At 32.1% G+C, this 22401-nt stretch carries 26 protein-coding genes and 1 tRNA gene; 10 read left to right on the top strand and 17 right to left on the bottom strand.

Translation table 11 applies throughout. The features are described from left to right. Window positions 1–175: 175 nt before the first annotated feature. From LOS86_RS10955 to LOS86_RS10945, 3 genes are read right to left on the bottom strand one after another with little or no spacing between them, the layout of a single operon-like run. Window positions 176–529: a carboxymuconolactone decarboxylase family protein gene (locus LOS86_RS10955; RefSeq protein WP_231842142.1), complete on the bottom strand. Its 354-nt coding sequence runs from the start codon at window positions 527–529 to the stop codon at window positions 176–178. A 4-nt stretch (window positions 530–533) separates the two neighbouring features. Then, on the bottom strand, window positions 534–1331 hold the full coding sequence (gene tatC / locus LOS86_RS10950; RefSeq protein WP_231842141.1) for a twin-arginine translocase subunit TatC: 798 nt from the start codon (window positions 1329–1331) through the stop codon (window positions 534–536). Window positions 1332–1354: 23 nt separating this feature from the next. Then, a complete protein-coding gene (locus LOS86_RS10945; protein ID WP_231842140.1) occupies window positions 1355–2320 on the bottom strand; it encodes a KpsF/GutQ family sugar-phosphate isomerase in 966 nt (321 codons plus the stop codon). Window positions 2321–2405: 85 nt separating this feature from the next. Between LOS86_RS10945 and recQ the strand changes: the two genes are divergently transcribed. After that, window positions 2406–4601: a DNA helicase RecQ gene (recQ, locus tag LOS86_RS10940; protein ID WP_231842139.1), complete on the top strand. Its 2196-nt coding sequence runs from the start codon at window positions 2406–2408 to the stop codon at window positions 4599–4601. A 55-nt stretch (window positions 4602–4656) separates the two neighbouring features. Here recQ and LOS86_RS10935 read toward each other — a convergent pair whose 3' ends face one another. Both LOS86_RS10935 and LOS86_RS10930 read right to left on the bottom strand, forming a co-directional pair. After that, window positions 4657–5019, bottom strand: coding sequence for a DUF983 domain-containing protein (locus LOS86_RS10935; RefSeq protein ID WP_231842138.1), 363 nt, complete (start codon window positions 5017–5019; stop codon window positions 4657–4659). Window positions 5020–5022: 3 nt separating this feature from the next. After that, entirely contained in the window at window positions 5023–5265 is a 243-nt protein-coding gene (locus tag LOS86_RS10930) for a hypothetical protein (protein ID WP_231842137.1), read from the bottom strand. A 58-nt stretch (window positions 5266–5323) separates the two neighbouring features. Between LOS86_RS10930 and LOS86_RS10925 the strand changes: the two genes are divergently transcribed. Together LOS86_RS10925 and LOS86_RS10920 are read left to right on the top strand one after the other, a co-directional pair. Next, window positions 5324–6382 carry a DUF2891 domain-containing protein gene (locus LOS86_RS10925; RefSeq protein ID WP_231842136.1) on the top strand — a complete coding sequence of 353 codons (1059 nt, stop codon included), beginning with the start codon at window positions 5324–5326 and terminating at the stop codon, window positions 6380–6382. A gap of 24 nt (window positions 6383–6406) precedes the next feature. Then, window positions 6407–7969 carry an NAD(P)/FAD-dependent oxidoreductase gene (locus LOS86_RS10920; protein WP_231842135.1) on the top strand — a complete coding sequence of 521 codons (1563 nt, stop codon included), beginning with the start codon at window positions 6407–6409 and terminating at the stop codon, window positions 7967–7969. 55 nt (window positions 7970–8024) lie between these two features. Here the strand turns inward: LOS86_RS10920 and LOS86_RS10915 are convergent, their stop codons facing one another. Further along, window positions 8025–8471 carry a cold-shock protein gene (locus LOS86_RS10915; protein ID WP_231842134.1) on the bottom strand — a complete coding sequence of 149 codons (447 nt, stop codon included), beginning with the start codon at window positions 8469–8471 and terminating at the stop codon, window positions 8025–8027. A 288-nt stretch (window positions 8472–8759) separates the two neighbouring features. Between LOS86_RS10915 and idi the strand changes: the two genes are divergently transcribed. The 6 genes from idi to LOS86_RS10885 all read left to right on the top strand — a co-directional run bounded on the left by idi (window position 8760) and on the right by LOS86_RS10885 (window position 11749). After that, window positions 8760–9287, top strand: a complete 528-nt coding sequence (idi, locus tag LOS86_RS10910) for an isopentenyl-diphosphate Delta-isomerase (protein WP_231842133.1) — start codon at window positions 8760–8762, stop codon at window positions 9285–9287. Between the two features lie 92 nt (window positions 9288–9379). Then, the gene (locus LOS86_RS10905) at window positions 9380–9790 is read left to right on the top strand and encodes a 6-pyruvoyl trahydropterin synthase family protein (RefSeq protein WP_231842132.1); all 411 of its coding nucleotides are present in this window, start codon (window positions 9380–9382) and stop codon (window positions 9788–9790) included. Window position 9791: 1 nt separating this feature from the next. Beyond that, a complete protein-coding gene (locus LOS86_RS10900) occupies window positions 9792–10244 on the top strand; it encodes a peroxiredoxin (RefSeq protein ID WP_231842131.1) in 453 nt (150 codons plus the stop codon). Between the two features lie 69 nt (window positions 10245–10313). Then, window positions 10314–11273 (top strand): type I phosphomannose isomerase catalytic subunit, encoded by a 960-nt coding sequence (locus LOS86_RS10895; protein ID WP_231842130.1) that lies wholly within the window; start codon window positions 10314–10316, stop codon window positions 11271–11273. 57 nt (window positions 11274–11330) lie between these two features. Further along, complete coding sequence (locus LOS86_RS10890; RefSeq protein WP_231842129.1) at window positions 11331–11600, top strand: hypothetical protein; 270 nt, start codon at window positions 11331–11333, stop codon at window positions 11598–11600. 75 nt (window positions 11601–11675) lie between these two features. Further along, window positions 11676–11749 (top strand) — tRNA-Thr (locus tag LOS86_RS10885). A gap of 226 nt (window positions 11750–11975) precedes the next feature. Here the strand turns inward: LOS86_RS10885 and LOS86_RS10880 are convergent. The 6 genes from LOS86_RS10880 to LOS86_RS10855 form a co-directional block, all read right to left on the bottom strand. Continuing rightward, on the bottom strand, window positions 11976–12698 hold the full coding sequence (locus LOS86_RS10880) for a DUF4369 domain-containing protein (protein WP_231842128.1): 723 nt from the start codon (window positions 12696–12698) through the stop codon (window positions 11976–11978). 109 nt (window positions 12699–12807) lie between these two features. After that, complete coding sequence (locus LOS86_RS10875; RefSeq protein WP_231842127.1) at window positions 12808–14667, bottom strand: M61 family metallopeptidase; 1860 nt, start codon at window positions 14665–14667, stop codon at window positions 12808–12810. Between the two features lie 52 nt (window positions 14668–14719). Further along, complete coding sequence (locus LOS86_RS10870; RefSeq protein WP_231842126.1) at window positions 14720–15001, bottom strand: TIGR03643 family protein; 282 nt, start codon at window positions 14999–15001, stop codon at window positions 14720–14722. Window positions 15002–15057: 56 nt separating this feature from the next. Then, window positions 15058–15339 carry a TIGR03643 family protein gene (locus LOS86_RS10865; RefSeq protein ID WP_231842125.1) on the bottom strand — a complete coding sequence of 94 codons (282 nt, stop codon included), beginning with the start codon at window positions 15337–15339 and terminating at the stop codon, window positions 15058–15060. 138 nt (window positions 15340–15477) lie between these two features. Continuing rightward, window positions 15478–16080: an alpha-ketoglutarate-dependent dioxygenase AlkB family protein gene (locus LOS86_RS10860; protein ID WP_231842124.1), complete on the bottom strand. Its 603-nt coding sequence runs from the start codon at window positions 16078–16080 to the stop codon at window positions 15478–15480. 32 nt (window positions 16081–16112) lie between these two features. Then, window positions 16113–17018: an EamA family transporter gene (locus LOS86_RS10855; RefSeq protein WP_231842123.1), complete on the bottom strand. Its 906-nt coding sequence runs from the start codon at window positions 17016–17018 to the stop codon at window positions 16113–16115. Window positions 17019–17155: 137 nt separating this feature from the next. Between LOS86_RS10855 and LOS86_RS10850 the strand changes: the two genes are divergently transcribed. Continuing rightward, complete coding sequence (locus LOS86_RS10850; RefSeq protein ID WP_231842122.1) at window positions 17156–17752, top strand: murein L,D-transpeptidase catalytic domain-containing protein; 597 nt, start codon at window positions 17156–17158, stop codon at window positions 17750–17752. A gap of 51 nt (window positions 17753–17803) precedes the next feature. On the opposite strand, the gene LOS86_RS10845 is transcribed toward LOS86_RS10850, so the two are convergent. From LOS86_RS10845 to htpG, 5 genes are all read right to left on the bottom strand, one after another. Next, window positions 17804–18613, bottom strand: coding sequence for a hypothetical protein (locus LOS86_RS10845; protein WP_231842121.1), 810 nt, complete (start codon window positions 18611–18613; stop codon window positions 17804–17806). Between the two features lie 11 nt (window positions 18614–18624). Beyond that, entirely contained in the window at window positions 18625–19449 is an 825-nt protein-coding gene (locus tag LOS86_RS10840) for a hypothetical protein (protein WP_231842120.1), read from the bottom strand. 68 nt (window positions 19450–19517) lie between these two features. Then, window positions 19518–19916 (bottom strand): DUF2721 domain-containing protein, encoded by a 399-nt coding sequence (locus LOS86_RS10835; RefSeq protein ID WP_231842119.1) that lies wholly within the window; start codon window positions 19914–19916, stop codon window positions 19518–19520. A 28-nt stretch (window positions 19917–19944) separates the two neighbouring features. Further along, complete coding sequence (locus tag LOS86_RS10830) at window positions 19945–20382, bottom strand: SRPBCC family protein (protein ID WP_231842118.1); 438 nt, start codon at window positions 20380–20382, stop codon at window positions 19945–19947. Window positions 20383–20497: 115 nt separating this feature from the next. Next, window positions 20498–22381, bottom strand: coding sequence for a molecular chaperone HtpG (gene htpG / locus LOS86_RS10825; RefSeq protein ID WP_231842117.1), 1884 nt, complete (start codon window positions 22379–22381; stop codon window positions 20498–20500). Window positions 22382–22401: the final 20 nt, after the last annotated feature.

Genomic DNA, 22401 nt, shown 5'->3' with positions numbered 1-22401 from the left:
AGACAATGAGGCAATATGCCAATTAGCCAATTAGGCAATGTATCAATATGTCAATTAGCCAATTCGGCAATATGTCAATGTTTTAATATTTTGTAAAAATAAGAAATAATGTGTCAATTAGACAATTTGTTAATGTGCCAATTTATTGTTAATTGTATATTGGAACATTGACACATTAGCTCATTGGCTCATTCTCCAAAGCTTCCCAAAATTCATAAGCACGTCTCAAATGGGGAATTACGATAGTTCCACCAACTAAAGTGGCAATTCCCATAGCCTCCATCATTTCTTCTTTGTTTACTCCGTTTTTATAAGCTGTTTCTAAATGGTATTTTATACAATCGTCACAACGCAAAACTGCCGAAGCAACTAAGCCTAATAACTCTTTTGTTTTTACATCTAAAGCACCTTCCATGTAGGCATTGGTATCTACATTGAAAATTCTTTTAATAACTTTATTGTTATCGGCTAATAATTTTTCGTTCATTTTAGAACGATAATCATTGAATTCTTTTACTAAATCTGCCATTTTTTTATGCTTTTAATTTTTCTTTTTCTTGCGCTTTTACAACTAAAACACTAATCAAAATACTAGCCTCATATAAGATCATAATAGGAATAGCTACAATGATTTGACTAATAACGTCTGGTGGTGTAATAATTGCAGATAATATTAAAACAATTACTAAAGTGTATTTTCTGTATTTTCTTAAAAATTCTGGATTTACCAAACCTATTTTAGTTAAGAAGAAAATAATGATTGGTAATTCAAACAATAATCCACTTGCAATTGCTGATGTTTTCATTAAACTGATATACGAATCAATGTCTATAGAGTTATTGATTTCAGGGCTTACAATATAACTTGCAAAGAATTGAACAGATAATGGCGCTATTAAATAATAACCAAATAAAACACCAATAAAGAACAAAATGGATGAGATTATAATAAATGAAGCCGCATATTTTTTTTCGTTTTCATACAATGCTGGACTGATGAATTTCCAAATTTCCCACAACATGAATGGAAATGCGAAAATAAACCCAACAGTTATAGAGGTCCACATGTGCATCGAAAATTGTCCGCCCATTTCACGATTTTGAATGGGTAAATTGATTTCGGTTATACACATAGTATCTCCTAAATTAAATTGTTTTCCTAAATCGCAAAAAAACTGATACGTAATAAAATCGGGACTTTTAGGTCCAAAAATGATTTCGTTAAAAATAAAGTCGCTAAAAAAGAAAGCAACAACGGCACATAATAAAATGGCTGCCGAACTTCTAACTAATAACCAGCGTAATTCTTCGAGATGATCTAAAAATGACATCTCTTTTATGTTTTTTTCTGCCATTATACGATTCCTTCTTTTAAAATATCGTGTAAGTGAAGTATTCCTTTATATTCATTTTCATCAATTACCACTAATTGTGTAATGGAATTGTTTTCTAAAATATTTAAAGCTTCTGAAACCAAAATTGAAGAGTTGATGTGTTTTGGGTTTTTCGTCATGATATCTTTTGCTGACAAATCAGAAAACGTATCGCGATCGTTTAACATACGACGAATGTCTCCATCTGTAACAATTCCAACAACTTGATTGTTTTCAATAACTGCTGTTACTCCCAAGCGTTTTTCTGAAATCTCCATTATTACTTTCTTGATTGAGGCATCTGGAGTTACCATAGGTTTGTGAGTGGTATCTAACATATCTTTTACACGCAACAATAATTTTTTTCCTAAAGCACCGCCAGGATGATACACTGCAAAGTCTTCACTTTTAAAATTGCGCATTTCCATCAAACAAACCGCTAACGCATCTCCAAGTACTAATTGAGCAGTGGTACTATTGGTTGGTGCTAAGTTGTTTGGACATGCTTCATTTTCTACATAAGCATGCAAAATATAATGCGATTCTTTTCCTAAAAATGAATTTTTATCTGCGGTCATTCCGATAAGTGTATTGCCAAAACGCTTTAATAACGGAACTAATACTTTGATTTCTGGACTGTTACCGCTTTTAGAAATGCAAATAATGATGTCTTCTGGTTGTACCATACCTAAATCACCATGAACCGCCTCTGCTGCATGTAAAAACATTGAAGGTGTTCCTGTAGAATTTAAAGTAGCCACAATCTTTTGAGCGATTAATGCACTTTTACCAATTCCTGTTACTACTAATCTTCCTTTAGTATTGTAGATTTCTGAAACACTTTTGGCAAAGTCTTCATCAAGGTAATTAATTAAGTTTTCAATGCTCTTGCTCTCAGAAAGCAGTGTTCTTTTTGCAGTTGCTAAAATCGTATTTGTTGTGCTCAAAATAGATAGATTAAAAAATTTGTGTGTATTAAAGAAAATTGTATCTTTATGTTTGCAAATTTAGGTAAAATCATATTAATAGAGAATGAATCCAAACGAAATTGATTTACATAAAGAATTAAAGAGATATTTTGGTTTTAACCAATTCAAAGGTCTTCAAGAACAAGTGGTTAAAAGTATCATTACCGGAAATAATACTTTTGTAATTATGCCAACAGGCGGTGGTAAGTCACTTTGTTATCAATTGCCAGCATTAGTGTTAGACGGAACTGCAATTGTGGTTTCTCCATTAATTGCCTTAATGAAAAACCAAGTAGACGCAATACGAAGCTTGAGTTCTGAACCCGGTATTGCTCATGTTTTGAACTCTTCGTTAAATAAAACAGAAGTTAATCAGGTAAAAAAAGACATTACTTCTGGTATTACGAAATTGTTATATGTTGCTCCAGAATCTCTAACAAAAGAAGAATATATTGAGTTTTTAAATAGTGTAAAACTATCTTTTGTTGCTATAGACGAAGCCCATTGTATTTCAGAATGGGGACATGATTTCCGTCCAGAATATCGTAATCTAAGAAATATAGTGCGCCAATTAGGTGATGTGCCTATGATTGGTTTAACCGCAACAGCAACTCCAAAAGTTCAAGAAGATATCTTGAAAAACTTGGACATGCCAGATGCCAATACATTCAAAGCATCATTTAACCGTCCCAACTTATATTACGAAGTACGTACAAAAACTAAAAATGTAGAATCGGATATTATTCGATTCATCAAACAACATAAAGGAAAATCAGGTGTAATTTACTGTTTGAGCCGTAAAAAAGTGGAAGAAATTGCCCAAGTTTTACAGGTTAATGGTATTAGTGCTGTTCCATATCATGCGGGTTTAGATGCTAAAACACGTGCCAAACATCAAGATATGTTTTTGATGGAGGATGTTGAGGTTGTAGTGGCAACTATAGCCTTTGGTATGGGAATCGATAAACCCGATGTTCGTTATGTAATTCACCATGATATTCCAAAATCTTTAGAAAGTTACTACCAAGAAACAGGTCGTGCTGGTCGTGATGGTGGTGAAGGACATTGTTTAGCATACTATTCCTATAAAGATATTGAGAAGTTAGAAAAATTCCTCTCTGGAAAACCGGTTGCGGAACAAGAAATCGGTTTTGCTTTGTTACAAGAAGTGGTAGCGTATGCTGAAACTTCTATGTCTCGTCGTAAATTCTTATTGCATTATTTTGGTGAAGAATTCGACGATGTAAACGGTGAAGGGGCAGACATGGATGACAACGTTCGTAATCCGAAGAAGAAAGTTGAAGCGCAAGACCAAGTGGTTACTTTATTAAAGGTAGTTCAAGAAACCAAGCAATTATTTAAATCTAAAGAAGTGGTTTTAGCGTTAGTTGGCAAAATTAATGCGGTTATAAAAGCTCAAAAGATTGATGCTCTACCTTGTTTTGGATCAGGTGCCTCTTTTGATGAGAAATATTGGATGGCTTTAATTCGACAAGTTTTAGTGTCAGGATTGCTAACAAAAGATATTGAAACGTATGGCGTTTTGAAAATGGCTAAAAAAGGAGAAGAGTTCCTTAAAAAGCCAGAATCTTTTATGATGTCAGAAGATCATGAATACAATGAGGAAGAAGATGAAGCGATTGTAACTGCAGCAAAATCTTCTGGAACAGCAGACGAAGCCTTAATGGCTATGTTACGTGATTTACGTAAGAAAGAAGCTAAAAAATTAGGTGTGCCTCCATTTGTTATTTTCCAAGATCCTTCTTTGGAAGATATGGCGTTGAAATATCCAATTTCTATTGATGAGTTGAGTAATGTGCACGGAGTAGGAGAAGGGAAAGCCAAAAAATATGGAAAGCCATTTGTTGATTTGATCAGTCGATATGTTGAAGATAACGATATTATTCGTCCAGATGATTTAGTAGTGAAATCAACTGGGGCTAATTCTGGATTGAAGTTGTATATCATTCAGAATGTAGATAGAAAGTTGGGATTAGATGACATCGCTAAAGCAAAAGGGTTAGATATGGATGGTTTGTTGAAAGAGATGGAACAAATTGTTTATTCGGGAACCAAATTGAATATCAAATATTGGATTGACGAAATTTTAGATGAAGACCAACAAGAAGAAATTCACGATTATTTCATGGAATCCGAATCGGATAAAATTGATTTGGCGTTGAAAGAATTCGACGGTGATTACGATACTGAAGAATTACGTTTGATGCGAATTAAATTTATTAGCGAAGTAGCGAATTAATTCTTGATTTTAAAATATAAATCCAAACTCTATTTATAGAGTTTGGATTTTCTTTTTACACAGAATATTCTTTAAAAATATAAATCCAAATGATTCTAGAAAGTTTGATGTTGACTAAAGTTAAACTTAAAATCACCGTTCCAATTATTGGAATTATCCTTAAATCAAAAGTTTCTTCAAAAAATGGCATGCAGATAAAATAGGTAATTAAGGCTTCTGCCACACCTAGTGCATAACTCACAAACATGGCACCAAAGAAAAAACCGGGTTCTTTTTCAAATTTGGTTCCACAATTGGAGCAATTTTCATGCATTTTTGGGAAACGAAAACTGAAATGTAATAATCCTTTTTCAAAAATCTTTCCTTTGTTACAATTGGGACATTTATTCCCGAACATATTGATTAGTGTTGAAATCATAAATTAATTTGCATTATAAATTTCACCACGATGTGGTTTTAAAATGTCTCTAAATGTAATCATGTCTTTTTCTTCTACTACAATAAAAGCAATGGCATGCATCTCATTGATGATTTCAAAACCCGTTTTTTCTAATGTGATTTTTTCTTTTTCTAAGTATTCATTCAGATGAATATCATGGTGTTCGGCTGTTTTAGCTGCAGCTTCTCCTCTAAAATCCCAAATGAGTTTTATTTTTCGGTTCATGTTTTCAAATTAAAAATCAAAGGTAAGTTTTTAGTACATTTGAAAAAACTAAATAGATATGAAAGTTGTATTTGCCTTACTTTTTGTTGGAACTTTTGCGTTTTCTCAACAACTCACATTAGAACAAGCGAATCATTTGGCGAGTTTGCCAGTGAAATGTTTGCAACAAGAATATCCAAACAAACTCAACCAACTTTTATTGAATGAAACTGAATTATTGTCGCCAAAAGCTTTACATCCTGCGTTTTATGGTTGTTTTGATTGGCATTCTTCGGTGCATGGTCATTGGAGTTTGGTGTATTTGTTAACTAATTTTAAAGACATAAAAGATCGGGAGCAAATCATCGAAAAGTTACAAATCAATCTTTCAAAAGAAAATATTGCTCAAGAAATAGCCTATTTTGAAAAAACACATGAGAAATCCTTTGAGCGTACTTATGGATGGAATTGGTTACTCAAATTACAGCATGAGTTGGAACTTTCGAATGAACCTTTTGCCAAAGAATTAGCTCAAAATTTACATCCATTAACCGATTTAATTATAAAACGATATCTTGAGTTTTTGCCAAAATTACTTTATCCAATACGTGTGGGAACGCATTCAAATACAGCTTTTGGATTAACATTTGCTTGGGATTATGCAGTTTTTTCAAAGAATATAGAGTTGCAAGAAAGTATTCAAAAACATGCCAAACGCTTATTTTTAAATGATGAAAATTGTCCGTTTTATTGGGAACCTAGCGGAACCGATTTTTTATCACCTTGTATGGAAGAAATCGCGATTATGCAACGTATTTTACCTCAAAATGAATTTCTTCCTTGGTTGAAAAAATTTGCACCCCAATTGTTTTCAAAAAAATGGCAATGGGAAGTAGCGCGTGTATCTGATAGAACCGATGGTCATTTAGTGCATTTAGATGGTTTGAATTTCAGCCGAGCTTGGAATATCTACTTTTTAATTCAGCAGTATCCTCAACAATTTTCGCATTTGAAGCCTTTGGCAGATAAACATTTGTCTTTCTCATTACCTTCTATTGTAGATGGTAATTACGAAGGCGAACATTGGTTGGCTTCTTTTGCGTTGCGTGCTTTTGAGGAAAAATCGAAAATCAAGTAGTATATTTGCCGAAATATTTAGATTATGCCACGCGAATTACAATTTCAAGTTTCACCCGAAGTAGCAGCAAATGAAATTTTGTTAGCCCAACATGTTGCCAAGTTATTTCAGGTTAGCCCAAAAGAAATTCAGAAAGTGGTAGTTGTAAAACGTTCGATTGATGCCCGTCAGAAAGCAATAAAAATTAATATTAAAGCCAATATATTTTTAGTTGGCGAACCTTTTGTAGCCCAAAAAATTGAATTACCTGATTATCCTAATGTTTCGAATAAACAAGAAGTAATTGTTGTTGGTGCTGGTCCGGCGGGATTATTTGCTGCTTTGCAATTAATTGAATTAGGTTTAAAACCTATCGTTTTGGAGCGCGGAAAAGATGTTCGTGGTCGTCGTCGTGATTTGAAAGCAATTAATCGTGATGGTATCGTAAACGAAAATTCTAATTATTGTTTTGGTGAAGGTGGAGCCGGAACGTATTCTGATGGAAAATTATATACTCGTTCTAAAAAACGTGGAGATGTAGATCGAATTTTAGCTCTTTTAGTAGGATTTGGTGCAACACCTGATATTATGGTTGAAGCCCATCCGCATATTGGAACTAACAAATTACCCCAAATCATTCAAGATATTCGCGAAAAAATCATCGCATGTGGCGGACAAGTTTTGTTTGAAACTCGCGTTACTGATTTCGTTATTAAGAACAATGAAATGCAAGGTGTCGTTATTCAAAATGGTGATGTCATTTCGGCCAACAAAGTGATTTTAGCTACGGGACATTCCGCTCGTGATATTTTTGAACTATTACATAAAAAAGGGATTCATATCGAAGCAAAACCTTTTGCTTTAGGGGTTCGTGCTGAACATCCACAAGAATTGATAGACCAAATTCAATATTCATGTGATTTTCGTGGTGATTATTTACCGCCAGCGCCTTATTCGATTGTAAAACAAGTAAATGGTCGTGGTATGTATTCGTTTTGTATGTGTCCAGGTGGTGTAATTGCGCCTTGCGCTACAGCTCCAGGTGAAGTAGTTACCAACGGATGGTCACCTTCAAAACGTGACCAAGCAACTGCCAATTCTGGAATTGTGGTGGAATTAAAATTAGAAGATTTTAAACCATTTGAGAAATTTGGACCTTTAGCTGGAATGGAGTTTCAGAAAGCGATTGAACAAAAAGCTTGGGATTTGGCAGGAAAAACACAAAAAGTTCCAGCGCAACGAATGGTTGATTTTACGCAAAATAAAGTTTCTCAAGACATTCCAAAAACATCCTATGTTCCAGGAACTACTCCAGTAGAATTAGGACAAGTTTTTCCTAGATTTTTAACTCAAATCATGCGAGAAGGTTTTGTACAATTCGGAAAATCAATGAAAGGCTACATGACCAATGAAGCTATTTTACATGCTCCAGAGAGTAGAACTTCATCACCTGTACGAATTCCAAGAGATCACTTTTCTTTGGAACATGTTCAAATCAAAGGTTTGTATCCTTGTGGTGAAGGAGCAGGTTATGCAGGCGGAATTATTTCAGCAGCAATTGATGGTGAAAAATGTGCCTTGAAAATTGCTGAGAGTTTAGGGAAATAAAAAAATCACAGCTTGCACTGTGATTTAAAGAAATTTGGGATAAAAAGGGGGGAAATTATATTTTTTTAACGTTTACAGCATTCATGCCTTTAGCACCTTTTTCTAAATCGTAAGTTACTAAATTGCCTTCAATTACTTTATCAATTAAACCGCTAATATGAACAAAGTATTTTTCTCCAGTTTCAACTTCTTTTATAAAACCAAAACCTTTGGATTCGTTAAAGAAATCTACAGTTCCTCTTCTTTCAGTTGGCACTTCTTCACTTTCAGTTCTTCTAGAAACACCAATTTCAATACTTTCAATATCTACTTCAATTCTTTTTGTAGGGTCTGGTGGTGTGCTTGTTAAATGTCCATATTCATCAACATAAACATACAAATCATCACCTGATAATTTAGGATTAGCTTTACGAGCTTCTTTTTTTTCTTGCTTTTCTTTTCTTTTTTGTGCTTTTAATTTTTCTTGTTCTCGTTTGTTAAAAGTTTCTTGTGGTCTCGCCATTTAAATAAAAATATTAAAATTAATTTAAAAGTAAATAGATAAAAAAACACAAGCTAACTAAACAAGAATTTATAAAGTACTTTTAATCAAAGTATTGCAAGAAGAAATTCATATCATTACTAATGGCGCAAAGATAGTAAAAAAAAGTTATTGATTACTAATGTCATATGAATTTCTAATTTTATTCATAATATTCAATAATTCAACATACGTTAAACTTATCACAAACTTAAAAACGAATAATTAATCCTTTCTTTTTTTGTATTTTTGAAACGTATACGCAATGCTATGATAGAAGAACAAGTAATTTTAGTTAATGAAAGAGATGAGCCTATTGGGCTTATGAATAAGATGGAAGCACATGAAAAAGCGGTTTTACACAGGGCTTTTTCAGTGTTTGTTTTGAATGAAAAAAATGAAGTAATGTTGCAACAACGTGCGCATCACAAATATCATTCACCCCTTTTATGGACAAATACTTGTTGTAGTCATCAACGTGCTGGAGAAACCAATATTGAAGCTGGTAAGCGTCGCTTGTTTGAAGAAATGGGTTTTCAAACCAATTTAAAAGAATTATTTCATTTCATCTACAAAGCGCCATTTGATAATGGGTTAACCGAACACGAATTAGACCATGTGATGATTGGTTATTACAATGAAGCACCAATTATAAATCCAGAAGAAGTAGAAAACTGGAAATGGATGAGCATTGAAGCTATCAAAGAAGATATGATTTTAAATCCTGATACTTACACCGTTTGGTTTAAGATTATATTTGATGAATTTTATCATTATCTAGAAGATCATAAATTATAAATTTCATATTAAGGAACACAGATTAAAGAAATAGGATAAATTTTAAAAAAATAATTCATAGATCCTTTTAACCATTACCTAAAAACCAAATTATGAGAGTAACTGTTTCAAGAAAAGCCCATTTTAATGCAGCACATCGATTGTATCGTAAGGATTGGACTATGGAAAAAAATCAGGAGGTTTTTGGGAAATGTAATAATCCTAACTTTCACGGTCATAATTACGAACTAATTGTTTCGGTTACGGGAGAAGTGGATACAGATACGGGTTATGTGATTGATACTAAAGTCTTATCCGATTTAATCAAAGAGCATATTGAGGAAGCTTTTGATCATAAAAATTTAAACGAAGATGTTCCAGAGTTCAAAGATTTGAATCCTACTGCCGAGCATATTGCTTACATTATTTGGAATAAACTTCGTGTTTTGATTGATGCTGATAAAGAATTAGAGATTACCTTGTACGAAACTCCAAGAAATTTTGTAACTTATAAAGGTTTGTAATATGGCAATTCAAATTGGAGATAAATTACCAAGTTTTAAAGCTACAAAGCAAGACGGAACTGCTTTTGAAAGTCATGAAATACATGAAAAACCGGTAGTGATTTACTTTTATCCAAAAGATTTTACGCCAGGATGTACTACACAAGCTTGCAGTTTTAGGGATGCTTATCAAGATTTTCAAGATTTAGGTGCCGAAGTTATTGGTATTAGTGGCGATTCGGCTAGTTTACATCAAAATTTCCAACAGAAATATAAATTGCCGTTTATTTTACTTTCAGATGCGGATAGAAAATTACGTCGTTTGTTTGGGGTTCCAACCGCTTTGTTTGGATTATTACCTGGAAGGGTGACGTATGTTTTTGATGCTAAAGGGTATTGTATTTATATTTTTGATAGTATGAGTGCAAAAAATCATATTGAAAAAGCATTGAAAGCTATTCAAAAAGCGAAATAACTCATCCATATAATCTTAATTTTAGGATTTTAATACTTTTTTCGCATCTTTGTACATCACTATATAACTATGAAGTTTTATCCTTTAACGTTTACACCGATACTAAAAGACCGCATTTGGGGTGGAAGCAAGTTGAAAACCTATCTCAACAAACCGATAGTTTCTGAAACTACAGGTGAGAGTTGGGAAATTTCGACTGTTCCTGGCGAAATTAGTATAGTGAACACAGGTGTTTTTAAAGGAAAAAATATCAACGAAATTATCGATTTGTATCCTGAAGAAATTCTAGGAAAATCTGTAATTGCTCGTTTTGGAAAACAATTTCCATTGCTTTTTAAATTTATCGACGCTAAAGAAGATTTGTCTATTCAGTTGCATCCTAATGATGAATTGGCAAGAGAACGTCATAATTCCTTTGGGAAAACGGAAATGTGGTATGTAATGCAGTCCGATGAGTCGGCACGTTTGGTTGTTGGGTTTAAAAAAGATTCCAATCAGCAAGAATATTTAGCGCATTTAGAAAATAAAAATCTAATAGATTTACTTAACGAATATCCTGTTTCAAAAGGAGATGTATTCTTTTTAGAAACGGGCACTATTCATGCTATTGGAGCAGGAGTAGTGGTGGCAGAAATTCAACAAACGAGTGATGTTACGTATCGAATCTATGATTGGGATAGAGTAGATATTAACGGAAATGGAAGAGAATTGCATACTGAATTAGCTTTAGATGCTATTAATTATCACACAACACCTTCTAAAATTGACTACAAGGAAGAAGCAAATAAAAGTACTACTATAGTAGATTGCACCTACTTTGTTACGAATATCATAGCGTTACAAGAGACTTTTATTTGGAAACGTACCAAACAAGCTTTTACAGTTTTTATGTGTACCAATGGGCAATTTGAAATGATTGTTAACGGCGAAATAGTAAGTTATCGCATGGGAGATACTATTTTGATTCCAGCTTGTATGGAAAATCTAACTTTTAGAGGAAAGGCTACTTTGTTAGAAATTTCGATATAATGTATTGAGAACAAAATATATTATGTAATTTTGCATTAAATTTTAAATTTATACAAAATGGCAAGCGTTAAAAACTTGAAAAAAGAAATCAACTACGTTTTAGGAGATATTGTAAACATCGTTTACATTTGGGAAATGACTAATGGAGGAAAACCAACAGAAACTTCAGATGCATTAGTTGATGAAATCTACGAAACTTTTGATACTTTAATGACAAGAGCAAATCAAAAAGACGTTGAAAATAAAAAAGCGCATTTTAAACAAATCCGTAAAGATTACGAAGCGGCTGCAAATCAATTTGTTGCGAAAATAAACGAATTAAACTAAAAAATTGCGATAAAAAAGTGCAGATTTTTTTTGGAAATTTAAAATTCAGAACTATATTTGCACCGCAATAGAGTTGCCGGTGTAGCTCAGCTGGCTAGAGCAGCTGATTTGTAATCAGCAGGTCGTGGGTTCGAGTCCCTCCATCGGCTCTAAAGTAGAAACCATCACAGAAATGTGATGGTTTTTTTGTTTTGATCTCTTATTAATTTTTTTTACTCGATTTAGGAATCGAACTTACTTCATATTTGTTTAAATAAAGTATAAATAGTTTTTAGAATATTATTATTACACTATCGAGATTGTCGCGTATGCAGTATTTAAAATATATTTAAAATATGAATAAAAAAAGCGGGCATTACTGACCGCTTTAGTTGATTATTTCTGAACTTCAATTTCTTTTCGTTCCTTAACATATTCACTTAACATTTTCCCATATTTGGATTTAGCAACATCAGGTGTCATACTTTTTTGAATGGTATCTAAGTAAATAGTATTGATATCTGCAATTTCAGAAAGTGCTAAATAAGGCGCAATTTCTTTGTTTCCGTTCATAACTGCAAAATGCGCAGTGTAACGATATTTTCTTTTTAAAAGTTTTTGATACGCTTGCTCAATGCTGTCTGTGGTAACTGGATTTGGTTTTAATTCGTTCTTTAAACGTTTTGCCATTAAAGCTAAATTTTGATCTCTAAACTTGCTATTAATGCTGTCAAACTTTTTCCATAAGTCATGATTTTCTGATCCTGTTATTTTTGCATCTGCAAAGAAATGTTGTAATGTTGTTTCAACTTTAATATTTCCAGGTTCAGCAAAAAATGGCAAATTATTGTCAATTGAATTGGTTTGTCCTCTGTCTAAAAACAAGTACAACATTTCCGGACTTTCTAAATTTATGTGACTTTCAAATTTTGAATCGCCATTAATTAGAATACTATCTAAAATAATTAAGGTAGAATCTTGAATTCTTTGTACGTATAATTTTCCTTTACTTAATCCTTTAACGTCACCTGTAATGTGAACATTTGCATCTGAATTAACTTCTTCTTTACATGCTATAAGGGTAATAACGGCTATTACAGCTAGAACTATCTTCTTCATTTTGAGTTTTTAATTTGTGTTCGCAAAGTAAATAAAAAAATCCTCAAAATACTATGTACTTTGAGGATTTTCATGTGCAATATCAATTGTAAAAATTCAATTTCAAATTTTAAGCTCTTAACCAAGCATCACGAACCGCTTTTTTAGTGTCGTCTGTTGATTGGTAACCATCTTGTTTTTCTTTAGGCATTATCACTTTACCTTTAACCGTTTGCTCTTTACCATCTCTTTTAATTTTAACAGTAATAGCATCACCATCTTTCCAGTTCATGCTTTCCATTATTAAATCATAAATATTATCTAAGTTATAATTTTTGTCGTTGAAAGCTAAAAGTGTATCGTTATTTTTTAAACCTAAAGTGTTCATGAATTCATTCAATTCCATACCCGGTAAAATCATGATTTCTTTTGTACTTGGATTTACTGTGATATAAGGTTGACTTTGTCCTTTTAAAAACGGATTTCCAGTAACTTCTATTGAAGCTTCAGAAACTCCCATTTTAGCAAAATATTGTTCGTATGGAATTGGAGTTTCACCGGCAACGTGGTTTTTTAAGAATTCACCAACTGCAGGATAGGTTAAAGCTGTAATTTTATCAAATAATTCTTCGTCTTTGAATGCTTTAGTAGTTCCGTATTCTTTAGATAATTCTTGCATTAGGTTTAAAATTCCTTTTTGTCCGTTGCTGTTTTCTCTAATTAATATATCAACACACATTGCAATCAATGCTCCTTTTTGATATACGTTTAAATACTGATCTTTGTAAGGAGGGTTTAATACGTTTTTACTCATTTTAGTAAAACTCATATTGTCGTTCATTTGACGTGATTGTGCTATTTTACCAGCCATTCTTTCAAAGAATTCATTTTCGTCAATTAAGCCTTGATTTACTTGGAATAAATTAGCAAAATATTCTGTAACGCCCTCATACATCCATAAATGTTCTGACATTTGTGGGTTGTTAAAATCAAAATATTGGATTTCGTTTGAATGAATCGTTAAAGGGGTTACAATGTGGAAAAATTCGTGAGAAACTACATCTTTTAACTGCTCTTGTAGCATTTCTAATCCCATCATTTCTGGCATAACCACCGTAGTTGATGTTGGGTGTTCTAAAGCTCCAAATCCTTTTGCATCTTTCGCAGCCATATCTGATAAGTACAATAATATAGCATATTTTTTTGTTGTATTTATTGAACCCAAGAAACGTTTTTGCGCTTTCATCATGGTTTCCATATTTGGAGTAATTTGTTCAGCTGTATATTTACCTGTTGGAGAATATACGCTAATGATAATTTCCATATCATCCACCATAAACGAAGTAAAATCTGGTTTTGAATACATGATTGGCATTTCTACCAAGTTAGCATATTTTGGCATGTAAAAAACATCAGAAGTAGCGCTATTATCAGCATCTGTCATTGCAGAAGCGCCTAATAAAGTTTCAGGATGTGTAACCGTTAATTTATAAGGAGTTTCTTCTTTTCCTTTAAAATAACCAATAAATCCATGGGTATTCAACATGAAATTAACACCAGCATTAATGTTTGTTCCAGCCGGAGAAAACACATCTTCACTAGCTCCAAATCCTGCTCCTCCTTCAGTATCAAAGGTGTCATTAACGTAATAGGTAATTTTTGCTAATTTTTTAGCATCAGAAATTGAATAAGAGTTCTCATCAATTTTTGCTATTTTAAGCGAGTTCCCTTTAGCATCAAAAGCTTTTACATTTTCAATAAAACGACCGTAATCATCTTCTGAATAAGTCCCTGGAACTGTTTTAGGGAAATGGTAGGTTACAGTTTCAATAGTGAAAGTTGGAGGTGTAACGGTTACTTTTACTTTATCGTCTTTAACATTGATTAAATCAATAGTAACTGCAACATCATTTTGTTTATTAGTTGTTTGAGTTGGACTACAGCTCCATAAAAACCCTACTAAAGCTAGGGATAACATTATTTTTTTCATCTTATCTTAATTGAATTACCAATAAGTAGATAAAATGCATGTATTGTTACAATTAGCGTTTAGAAATTTTATTACCTGTAATTTGTCTTTGTAGTTTACATTTGAAACGGTCAATGCCGTTAGTGCGAAGTTTTGCATGTTTTGTGGCTCTTCCTTGAACACGTTCTCGCCACATTTTAAAGCTTGATGCTTTCATCTCGCGTCGCATAATTTCAATAGTTTCTTGTTCGGAAATTCCAAATTGAAAAGTTATAGCTTCAAAAGGTGTGCGGTCTTCCCAAGCCATTTCTATGATACGATCGATTTGTGATTCAGTAAATTGTTTTTCTTTCATAAAACAAAGTTCTGTATAAAATAAAAAAACTCTTGTTGAACAAGAGTTAAATTTTTTTAGTCGAATTTATTTTTGAAATAATATTTGCTGTCTAAGTCTTCATCTTCCAATTCGTTATACTTTATTGGTTTAGGTTTTGGCTTACTAGCAGTCACTTTCTTTTTCCAAAGTTCAAAATTATCTTTGGACAATCTTTTTCGCATTAATTCGGTAACTTCATTTTCTGAAACACCAAATTCTTCTTTTAAAACTTCAAAAGGTTTTTTTTCCTCTTGCGCCATAGCAACAACTCTATCTAATGTTTCGTTGTCGAATTCTGAAATTTTCTTCTTTTTCATGAAGTAAATACTATTTCTCTATAGTTTATTGGTTAATAATTCAATATTAGTAAAAAAATAAATTCAAAATATAGGCAGGTTGTTTTTTTTGAATTTTTTAAAATAATGAACCACTATTCCCTTTTTTTTGATGAATTTTTATAGAATTGTTCTAAAAGTTAAATTTATTCTTGGATTTTTAGATTGAGAAGCTTTTGGAATTTGGTGTTTATAATGTAGTTGACTTCCTTCTTTCATCAATAATAAACTTCCATGATTGAGATTTATATTCATTCTAATCTCAGGATTTAAGTTATGCTTCAGTTGAAATTTACGTTCTTCCCCAAAACTTACTGATGCAATTATGGGATTTCTGCCCAGTTCTTTTTCGTTGTCAGCGTGCCAACCGTTGCTGTCTTTTTCGTTTCTGTATAAATTGGCTAAAACTGTAGTAAAATTTTGTTGTGCAACTTGTTCTACTTTGTCTTTAATATATATCAATGTAGGATTCCAAAGTTGAGGTTGCATCGTTAATCCCGAATACGAATATGGTTTCCCTTCATTTCCAAATAAACAGGTTAATCTGGGTTGGGCTATTTTCTTTCCAAATATGGTAATATCGTCTTGTTGCCAAGGCGTTTCATTTATTAATTTGTTCCATAAAAGATTGGCTTCTTCTTTATTGAAGAAATTGGGATAAAACTCGAAAAGCGCATCGGGTAACGGTAAAATTATTTTTTCTTTTGGGAATAAATCGAGCATAAAAAAAGCGATGAATTACATCGCTAATTTATTTATTTTTTCTTGAATTGTATATTCATAATTACGATTGCGGTAATTATTAACAGAATTCCTATCCATTGAATGAATAACACTTGTTCGTTTAAAAGAAAATATGCCATCATTACCGAAACCGGTAATTCTAATGAAGATACAATACTTCCTAAACCAATTCCCGTATGAGGAAATCCTGCATTTAATAGCATAGGCGGAATTATTGTACCAAATAATGCCAATACAATTCCCCATTTTGCAAAAATTTCAAAGTTAAAAGGTGTAACTTGGGTATATAAACTAAAACCAAAAACGATAACAGCACCACCTAATAACATATACAAACTTCTTTGTGCTGATGAAATTCCTAGTGCTACTTTGTTAGCGGTAAACATCGTAGTTGTAAAGGACGCTGCCGCCAATAAACCCCAAAATAATCCGTTTGGCCAATCAATTGTTGGGTCATTAAAATCTATTTTAAAAATATTGATTGCTAAAGCTGTACCAATTAATACGATGATAACCGAAATTATTTTTTGAAATGAAGGTGCTTTTTTATCTAAAAACCATTCTAATAAAACACCCATCCAAACGGTTTGCATTAACAATACAATTCCAATAGAAACCGGGATGTATTTTACCGCTAAATAGTAAAAAACACTCGTCATTCCTAATGAAGTTCCAGCTAACATTAAATGGAAAATGTTTTTTGGTGTAGCTTTTACTGCGGTGTTTTTATTTTTGGTGCGTTGGAATAAGTTGATTAATATTATTCCAATTATCCCATAAATGAATTGAGAGGAAGTTACTTCTGCGGTTGTAAAGTTTTCTTTATAAGCTAATTTTACAAAAGTGGCTAACATTCCATAACTAGTTGCACCTAATGCAACTAAGAAAACGCCTTTTATTATATTGTTTTTTGACATGTACAAATTTTTTAGGGGGCGCAAAGATAAACGAAAAACAAAAAAGAGTATAGAAAAAGAAAAATAATTTTGTTTGGTATAATTTTAGCTGTATTGAAAAAATAAAATTTATTTGGCAATTGTATAAAACACCTTTTATGAAACACGTTCTATTATTAATTTCAATTTGCTTCTTGTGCTGTAATAATTCAGATAACAATTCAATTCGAATTAAAGATTACTCTTCTTATCATAAAGAAGCTTCTGAATTTTGTAAAGAGAATCAGTATAATGAAGAGTACTATTTTTTAGTTGATTTGGGCGTGCATTCTGGGAAAAACCGTTTTTTTATTTATGATTTTAAATCGAATAAAATTATTGATAAAAATTTAGTAACGCATGGAAGTTGTGATCAATTTGAAGATAATCCAGATAAATGGAAAAAGGTTAAGTTTGACAACAGAGTAAATAGTCATTGCTCTATGAAGGGAAAATATAAAATTGGTAATCGCGATTATAGTTCTTGGGGAATCAATGTAAAATATTGGCTACACGGATTAGAATCTACAAATAAAAGTGCGGTAAAAAGGGTAGTGGTATTGCATTCTTGGGATGCAGTAAAGAATTTTGAAATTTATCCAAGACATAGTCCGTTAAGTTGGGGTTGTCCTGCGGTTTCAGATGATTTTATGGAAAAACTAGACGAACGTTTACAACAAACAAAAAAGCCAGTTTTGCTATGGATTATTGAATAAAAAAATCTCGTTTATACTTAAACGAGATTTTTTTAAATTTAATTCTTAAATCTATCTTCTTCTTTTTGTTTTAATGACTGAAGTTTTGTTTCGGTTGTTTTTTTTAACAATAGTTGTTCCTTTTTTGTTTCGAATTACTAAAGTTGATTTGCTTCTTTTTGGTAAATATACTTTTCGTGCAACAGTAACCCTGCGTGTATTGGTTTTATGAAAGTATACTCTATGTGAAGCACAATTTTTATAAAAAATACTATATCTTATTGGTCTCCATGGTTTCCACCATTTTGGGTAATAGTTCCATCGATAAGGCGAAATCCATACTGTATATCTTGGAGAGTATAGAAAACGTACACTTGGCCAAAACCAAACATTAACAATTACTCGGTTTGTTGTTATTTCAGGAAAATTTGGTCCACCTTTAGATTTCACAAGTTCTTCCTCTACATCAAGAGGTTCAACTATGGTGTTTTCTGCAAATAAATCGGAATCACCTTCAATTTGAAGAATTGCTTCTTCATTTCCCGTTTTTTCAATACCTATTGTAGCAATATCTTGTTTTTCTTTTTCGTTTAGAAATGTACTCAAAACGATAACATGAGTATCATGGTCTTGGATATCTTGAACTACAATATAGTCAGTTTGACCATCATTATTTAAGTCGAGATTATTTACATTATTGCTTTCTAAATTGATTAGTTTCTCAAATTCTTCAAGTGAATTTGATTTTTTAAATAAAGCTAATGCACCTTCTAAACTAAAATTTTCTCCAGTATATTCTGGCAAGTCATTTTTTTCGTCTGTTTGTGCATATGATGTTGAAATTCCTAAAATCAACATCAATAAAAATATCGATTTTTTCATTTTTACTTTTTTTAATTTAACACAATGTCATAAACTACACCATTTGAATGTGTGTAAGTAGCAAAATAATCACAGGTATTATCACCATAATCTAAAATACCATCTAAAACACTACCTTGTAAATCTAATTGTCCTTGTGAAACATGAGCACAAGCATATTTTTTAATTAATGGCTCAACTACAGTTGCAGTTAAAGTAGCATTATTGTTTTTTGTAATAGTGTGGTTTCCAGTTGTTATTTCGTATACATTATCGAGTAATGCTAAAGTAGTAACACCTGCAATTTGTTTTACAGTTCGAGTACCAGAATGAGTATAAACATCTCCAGAGGTAGTAGTTGTTTTTCCATTTGTAATCGTTCTATTCCATTGCGGATAATTTACATCAGTAGTCGTGTTTTCATATACGATTGTACCTTCAACTTTTTTATTATTGATATAATAATTATCACCTCTTACAATTGTAGTAATACTTCCTGTGCTCATAATATAATTTGATATGGTAACCGTAATGCTTCCAGATCTCAAAATCCCATTTGAAATACAACCAGATCCAAAATCAATTGTGAATGTTTTAGGGAAAACTCCGGGTGTAGCATTGTCTACAGTTACTGTAGCGCATGAAGTTAATTCAGAATTTGATGCGGAATTTGTTCGGCTCGAAAATGAGCCATTATCACTAGAAGCTTCAATGCCTGAATTGAAATCTACATCACTACTAAATTCAATTTCTGCGTATGCACTTACTAATTCGCGATCAACAACAATATCTTCTTTACTGCAAGAAATTAATGTTAGCAAAATAGTTCCGATAATATAAAAATTCATTTTTTTCATATGCTATTTTTTTTAAGTTTATAGATTAGACTATATAGAATTCAAAAGGTTTAAATTTTAAAAATTAATTATTCAATATCATCAGATAAATCTTTTAAATGCACTCGTAAAGCATTAACAGAAATACTAATTTCCCAAAACGAAATGCCTAAAGAAATTAATAAACTTAACAAACTAGCTCCAAAAAGATATATTCCAATAGAATCTTGACCAATATACAATAGTAACATAGCAAAAACCGACAAGAATAAGCACATAACGCCAAAAAGTTGCATGTATCGAATGAGTGTGAGTCGTAAGTTTAGGTTTTTGATTTCTAAAAGTATATTTTTATTATGATTGTCGTCGTAGTTTTTCTTTAAACCGCGAACAATTTGGGCAATTGTTAAAAATCGATTCGTATAAGCTAAAAGAATTAGTGAAGTTGCTGAAAATAATAAAGCGGGAGTTTCGATTGAAAGTGTCATTATTTATGTTGTAATTAGTTTTTGTCTATTAGTTTTCTGCAATTTCTTTAATAATTGTTAAGCCTAATCCAAAAGTTTTATTATAATATTCAATATATTTTTCTAAAACATCAATTACAACAGAAATTTTTGTTTTACCATTTTCTTCGTTTAAAGAATAATTTTCAATTGCACCTGACCAAGCTTTAGATTCATCATCTATAGGCTGTTCCTTAAAGTTTTTTAGGTTTCCAATGTGCGTGAAGAACATTTTTTCATTTGGAACTAGAGTTGAAATTTCACTATACATTCCGTTTCCATTCGGATCAAGAAAATGAATTCGCTCTCCTTGTTTCCAAGTAGATTTTGTAGTTGAACCTTCGCAAAAGGCAGCAGTCCACTTTTTATAGTTTTCTTCTTTCCACATAGCATTCCAAACTTTATCGGCTGGAGCGCTTATTTCGATGTCGAAAGTTAGTTTTTTCATAGTTTACAGTTTTATAATCAAAGTTAACAAAAAAACCTGACAGGTTTCTCAAACCTGTCAGGTTTTAATTAAATTATAAAATCAAAAATTAATAAATTCAGAAAGACAATTAAGACTACTTCAACGTCTCAAAACTTCTCTTTACAAATGCCGTTAACTCTTCTCCTTTCAATAAACCTTGAGAAAGTTTTGCTAAATCTAAAGCTTGTTTTACCAAGTCTTTTTGTGCGTCTTCTGGGCTGTTTAATATAGTAGTCGCTAATTCTGAATTCGTGTTTACAACCAAATTATACATATCTGGGAAGTTACCCATGCCAAACATTCCACCACCGCCAGTTGCGCTCATTTCTTTCATTCTACGCATGAATTCGGGTTGGGTAATAATGAATGGTGCTGCATTGCTATCTAAGTTTTCTAATTGTACTGTGTAGTTTTCTTTTGGAACTACTGTTTCAATAGACGATTTCAGTTTTTCTTTTTCGTCATCCGATAATTTAGAAATTGTTTCTTCTTCTTTCTGAATTAATTTATCAATATGATCTGCATCTACACGAGCAAACGTTAGATTCTCATTATCCGCTTCTAATTTTTGAATCAAATGCGACACAATTGGTGAATCTAACAATAACACTTGATAACCTTTTTCTTTTGCGATATCAATGTAGCTGTGTTGTGCATCTTTGTTAGAGGCATAAAGCACTACTAATTTTCCGTTTTTGTCGGTTTGGTTGTCTTTTAATGCTTCTTTTAATTCGGCTAACGTGTAATATTTGTCTTCTGTTGTTGGATATAAAACGAAATCGCCTGCTTTTTCATAGAATTTTGGTTCCGAAAGCATTCCGTATTCTAAAACTACTTTGATGTCGTTCCATTTTTGTTGGAAATCTTCGCGGTTTTCGTTGAATAGTGATTTCAATTTATCTGCAACTTTACGAGTGATGTAGTTCGAAATTTTCTTTACATTGCCATCGGCTTGTAAGTACGAACGCGATACGTTTAATGGAATGTCTGGTGAATCTACTACACCTTTTAACATCATTAAGAATTCAGGAACAATTCCTTCTACATTATCAGTTACAAAAACCTGATTTTGGTACAATTGGATTTTGTCTTTCTGAATTTGTAAATCGGCAGATAATTTTGGAAAATATAAAATTCCAGTCAAATTGAACGGATAATCCACATTTAAGTGAATGTTAAATAATGGTTCGTCAAATTGCATTGGGTACAATTCGCGATAGAAATTTTTATAATCCTCTTCTGATAAATCACTCGGTTGTTTGGTCCAAGCCGGATTTGGATTATTAATAATGTTATCTACGTCAACGTATTCTGTTTTGTAATCTTCTGGAGCGTCTTCTGGTTTTGGAAGCGCTTCTTTTTTAGTTCCAAATTTAATCGGAATTGGCATGAATTTGTTGTATTTGGTCAACAATTCACGAATTTTGAATTCTTCTAAAAACTCTACTGAATCTTCTGCAATGTGAAGGATAATTTCGGTACCTCTTTCTGTTTTGTCATGAGAAGTTAAAGTAAATTCTGGACTTCCATCACATGTCCAATGTGCTGCCGGTTCGTCTTTGTATGATTTAGTAATGATTTCTACTTTAGAAGCTACCATGAAAGCCGAGTAAAATCCTAATCCAAAGTGTCCAATTACACCTGAATCTTTGGCAGAATCTTTATATTTTTCTAAGAATTCTTCTGCACCAGAGAAAGCGATTTGATTGATGTATTTTTCAACTTCTTCCGCCGTCATTCCTAAACCTTGGTCAATAATATGAAGTTTTTTAGCTTCTTTATCAATTTTTACTTCAATTTTAGGATTTCCATACTCCACTTTTGCTTCCCCAATGCTGGTTAGATGTTTTAATTTTAAAGTAGCGTCTGTTGCATTCGAAACTAATTCACGTAAGAAAATTTCGTGATCACTGTACAAGAATTTTTTGATTAAGGGAAAGATGTTTTCAACTGAAACATTAATTTTTCCTGATGCCATATTTAAAATTTTAAGTTAAA

The sequence above is a fragment of the Flavobacterium cyclinae genome (assembly GCF_021172145.1).
Classification (GTDB): Bacteria; Bacteroidota; Bacteroidia; order Flavobacteriales; family Flavobacteriaceae; genus Flavobacterium; species Flavobacterium cyclinae.
This window is presented reverse-complemented; position numbering and strand designations above follow the sequence as displayed.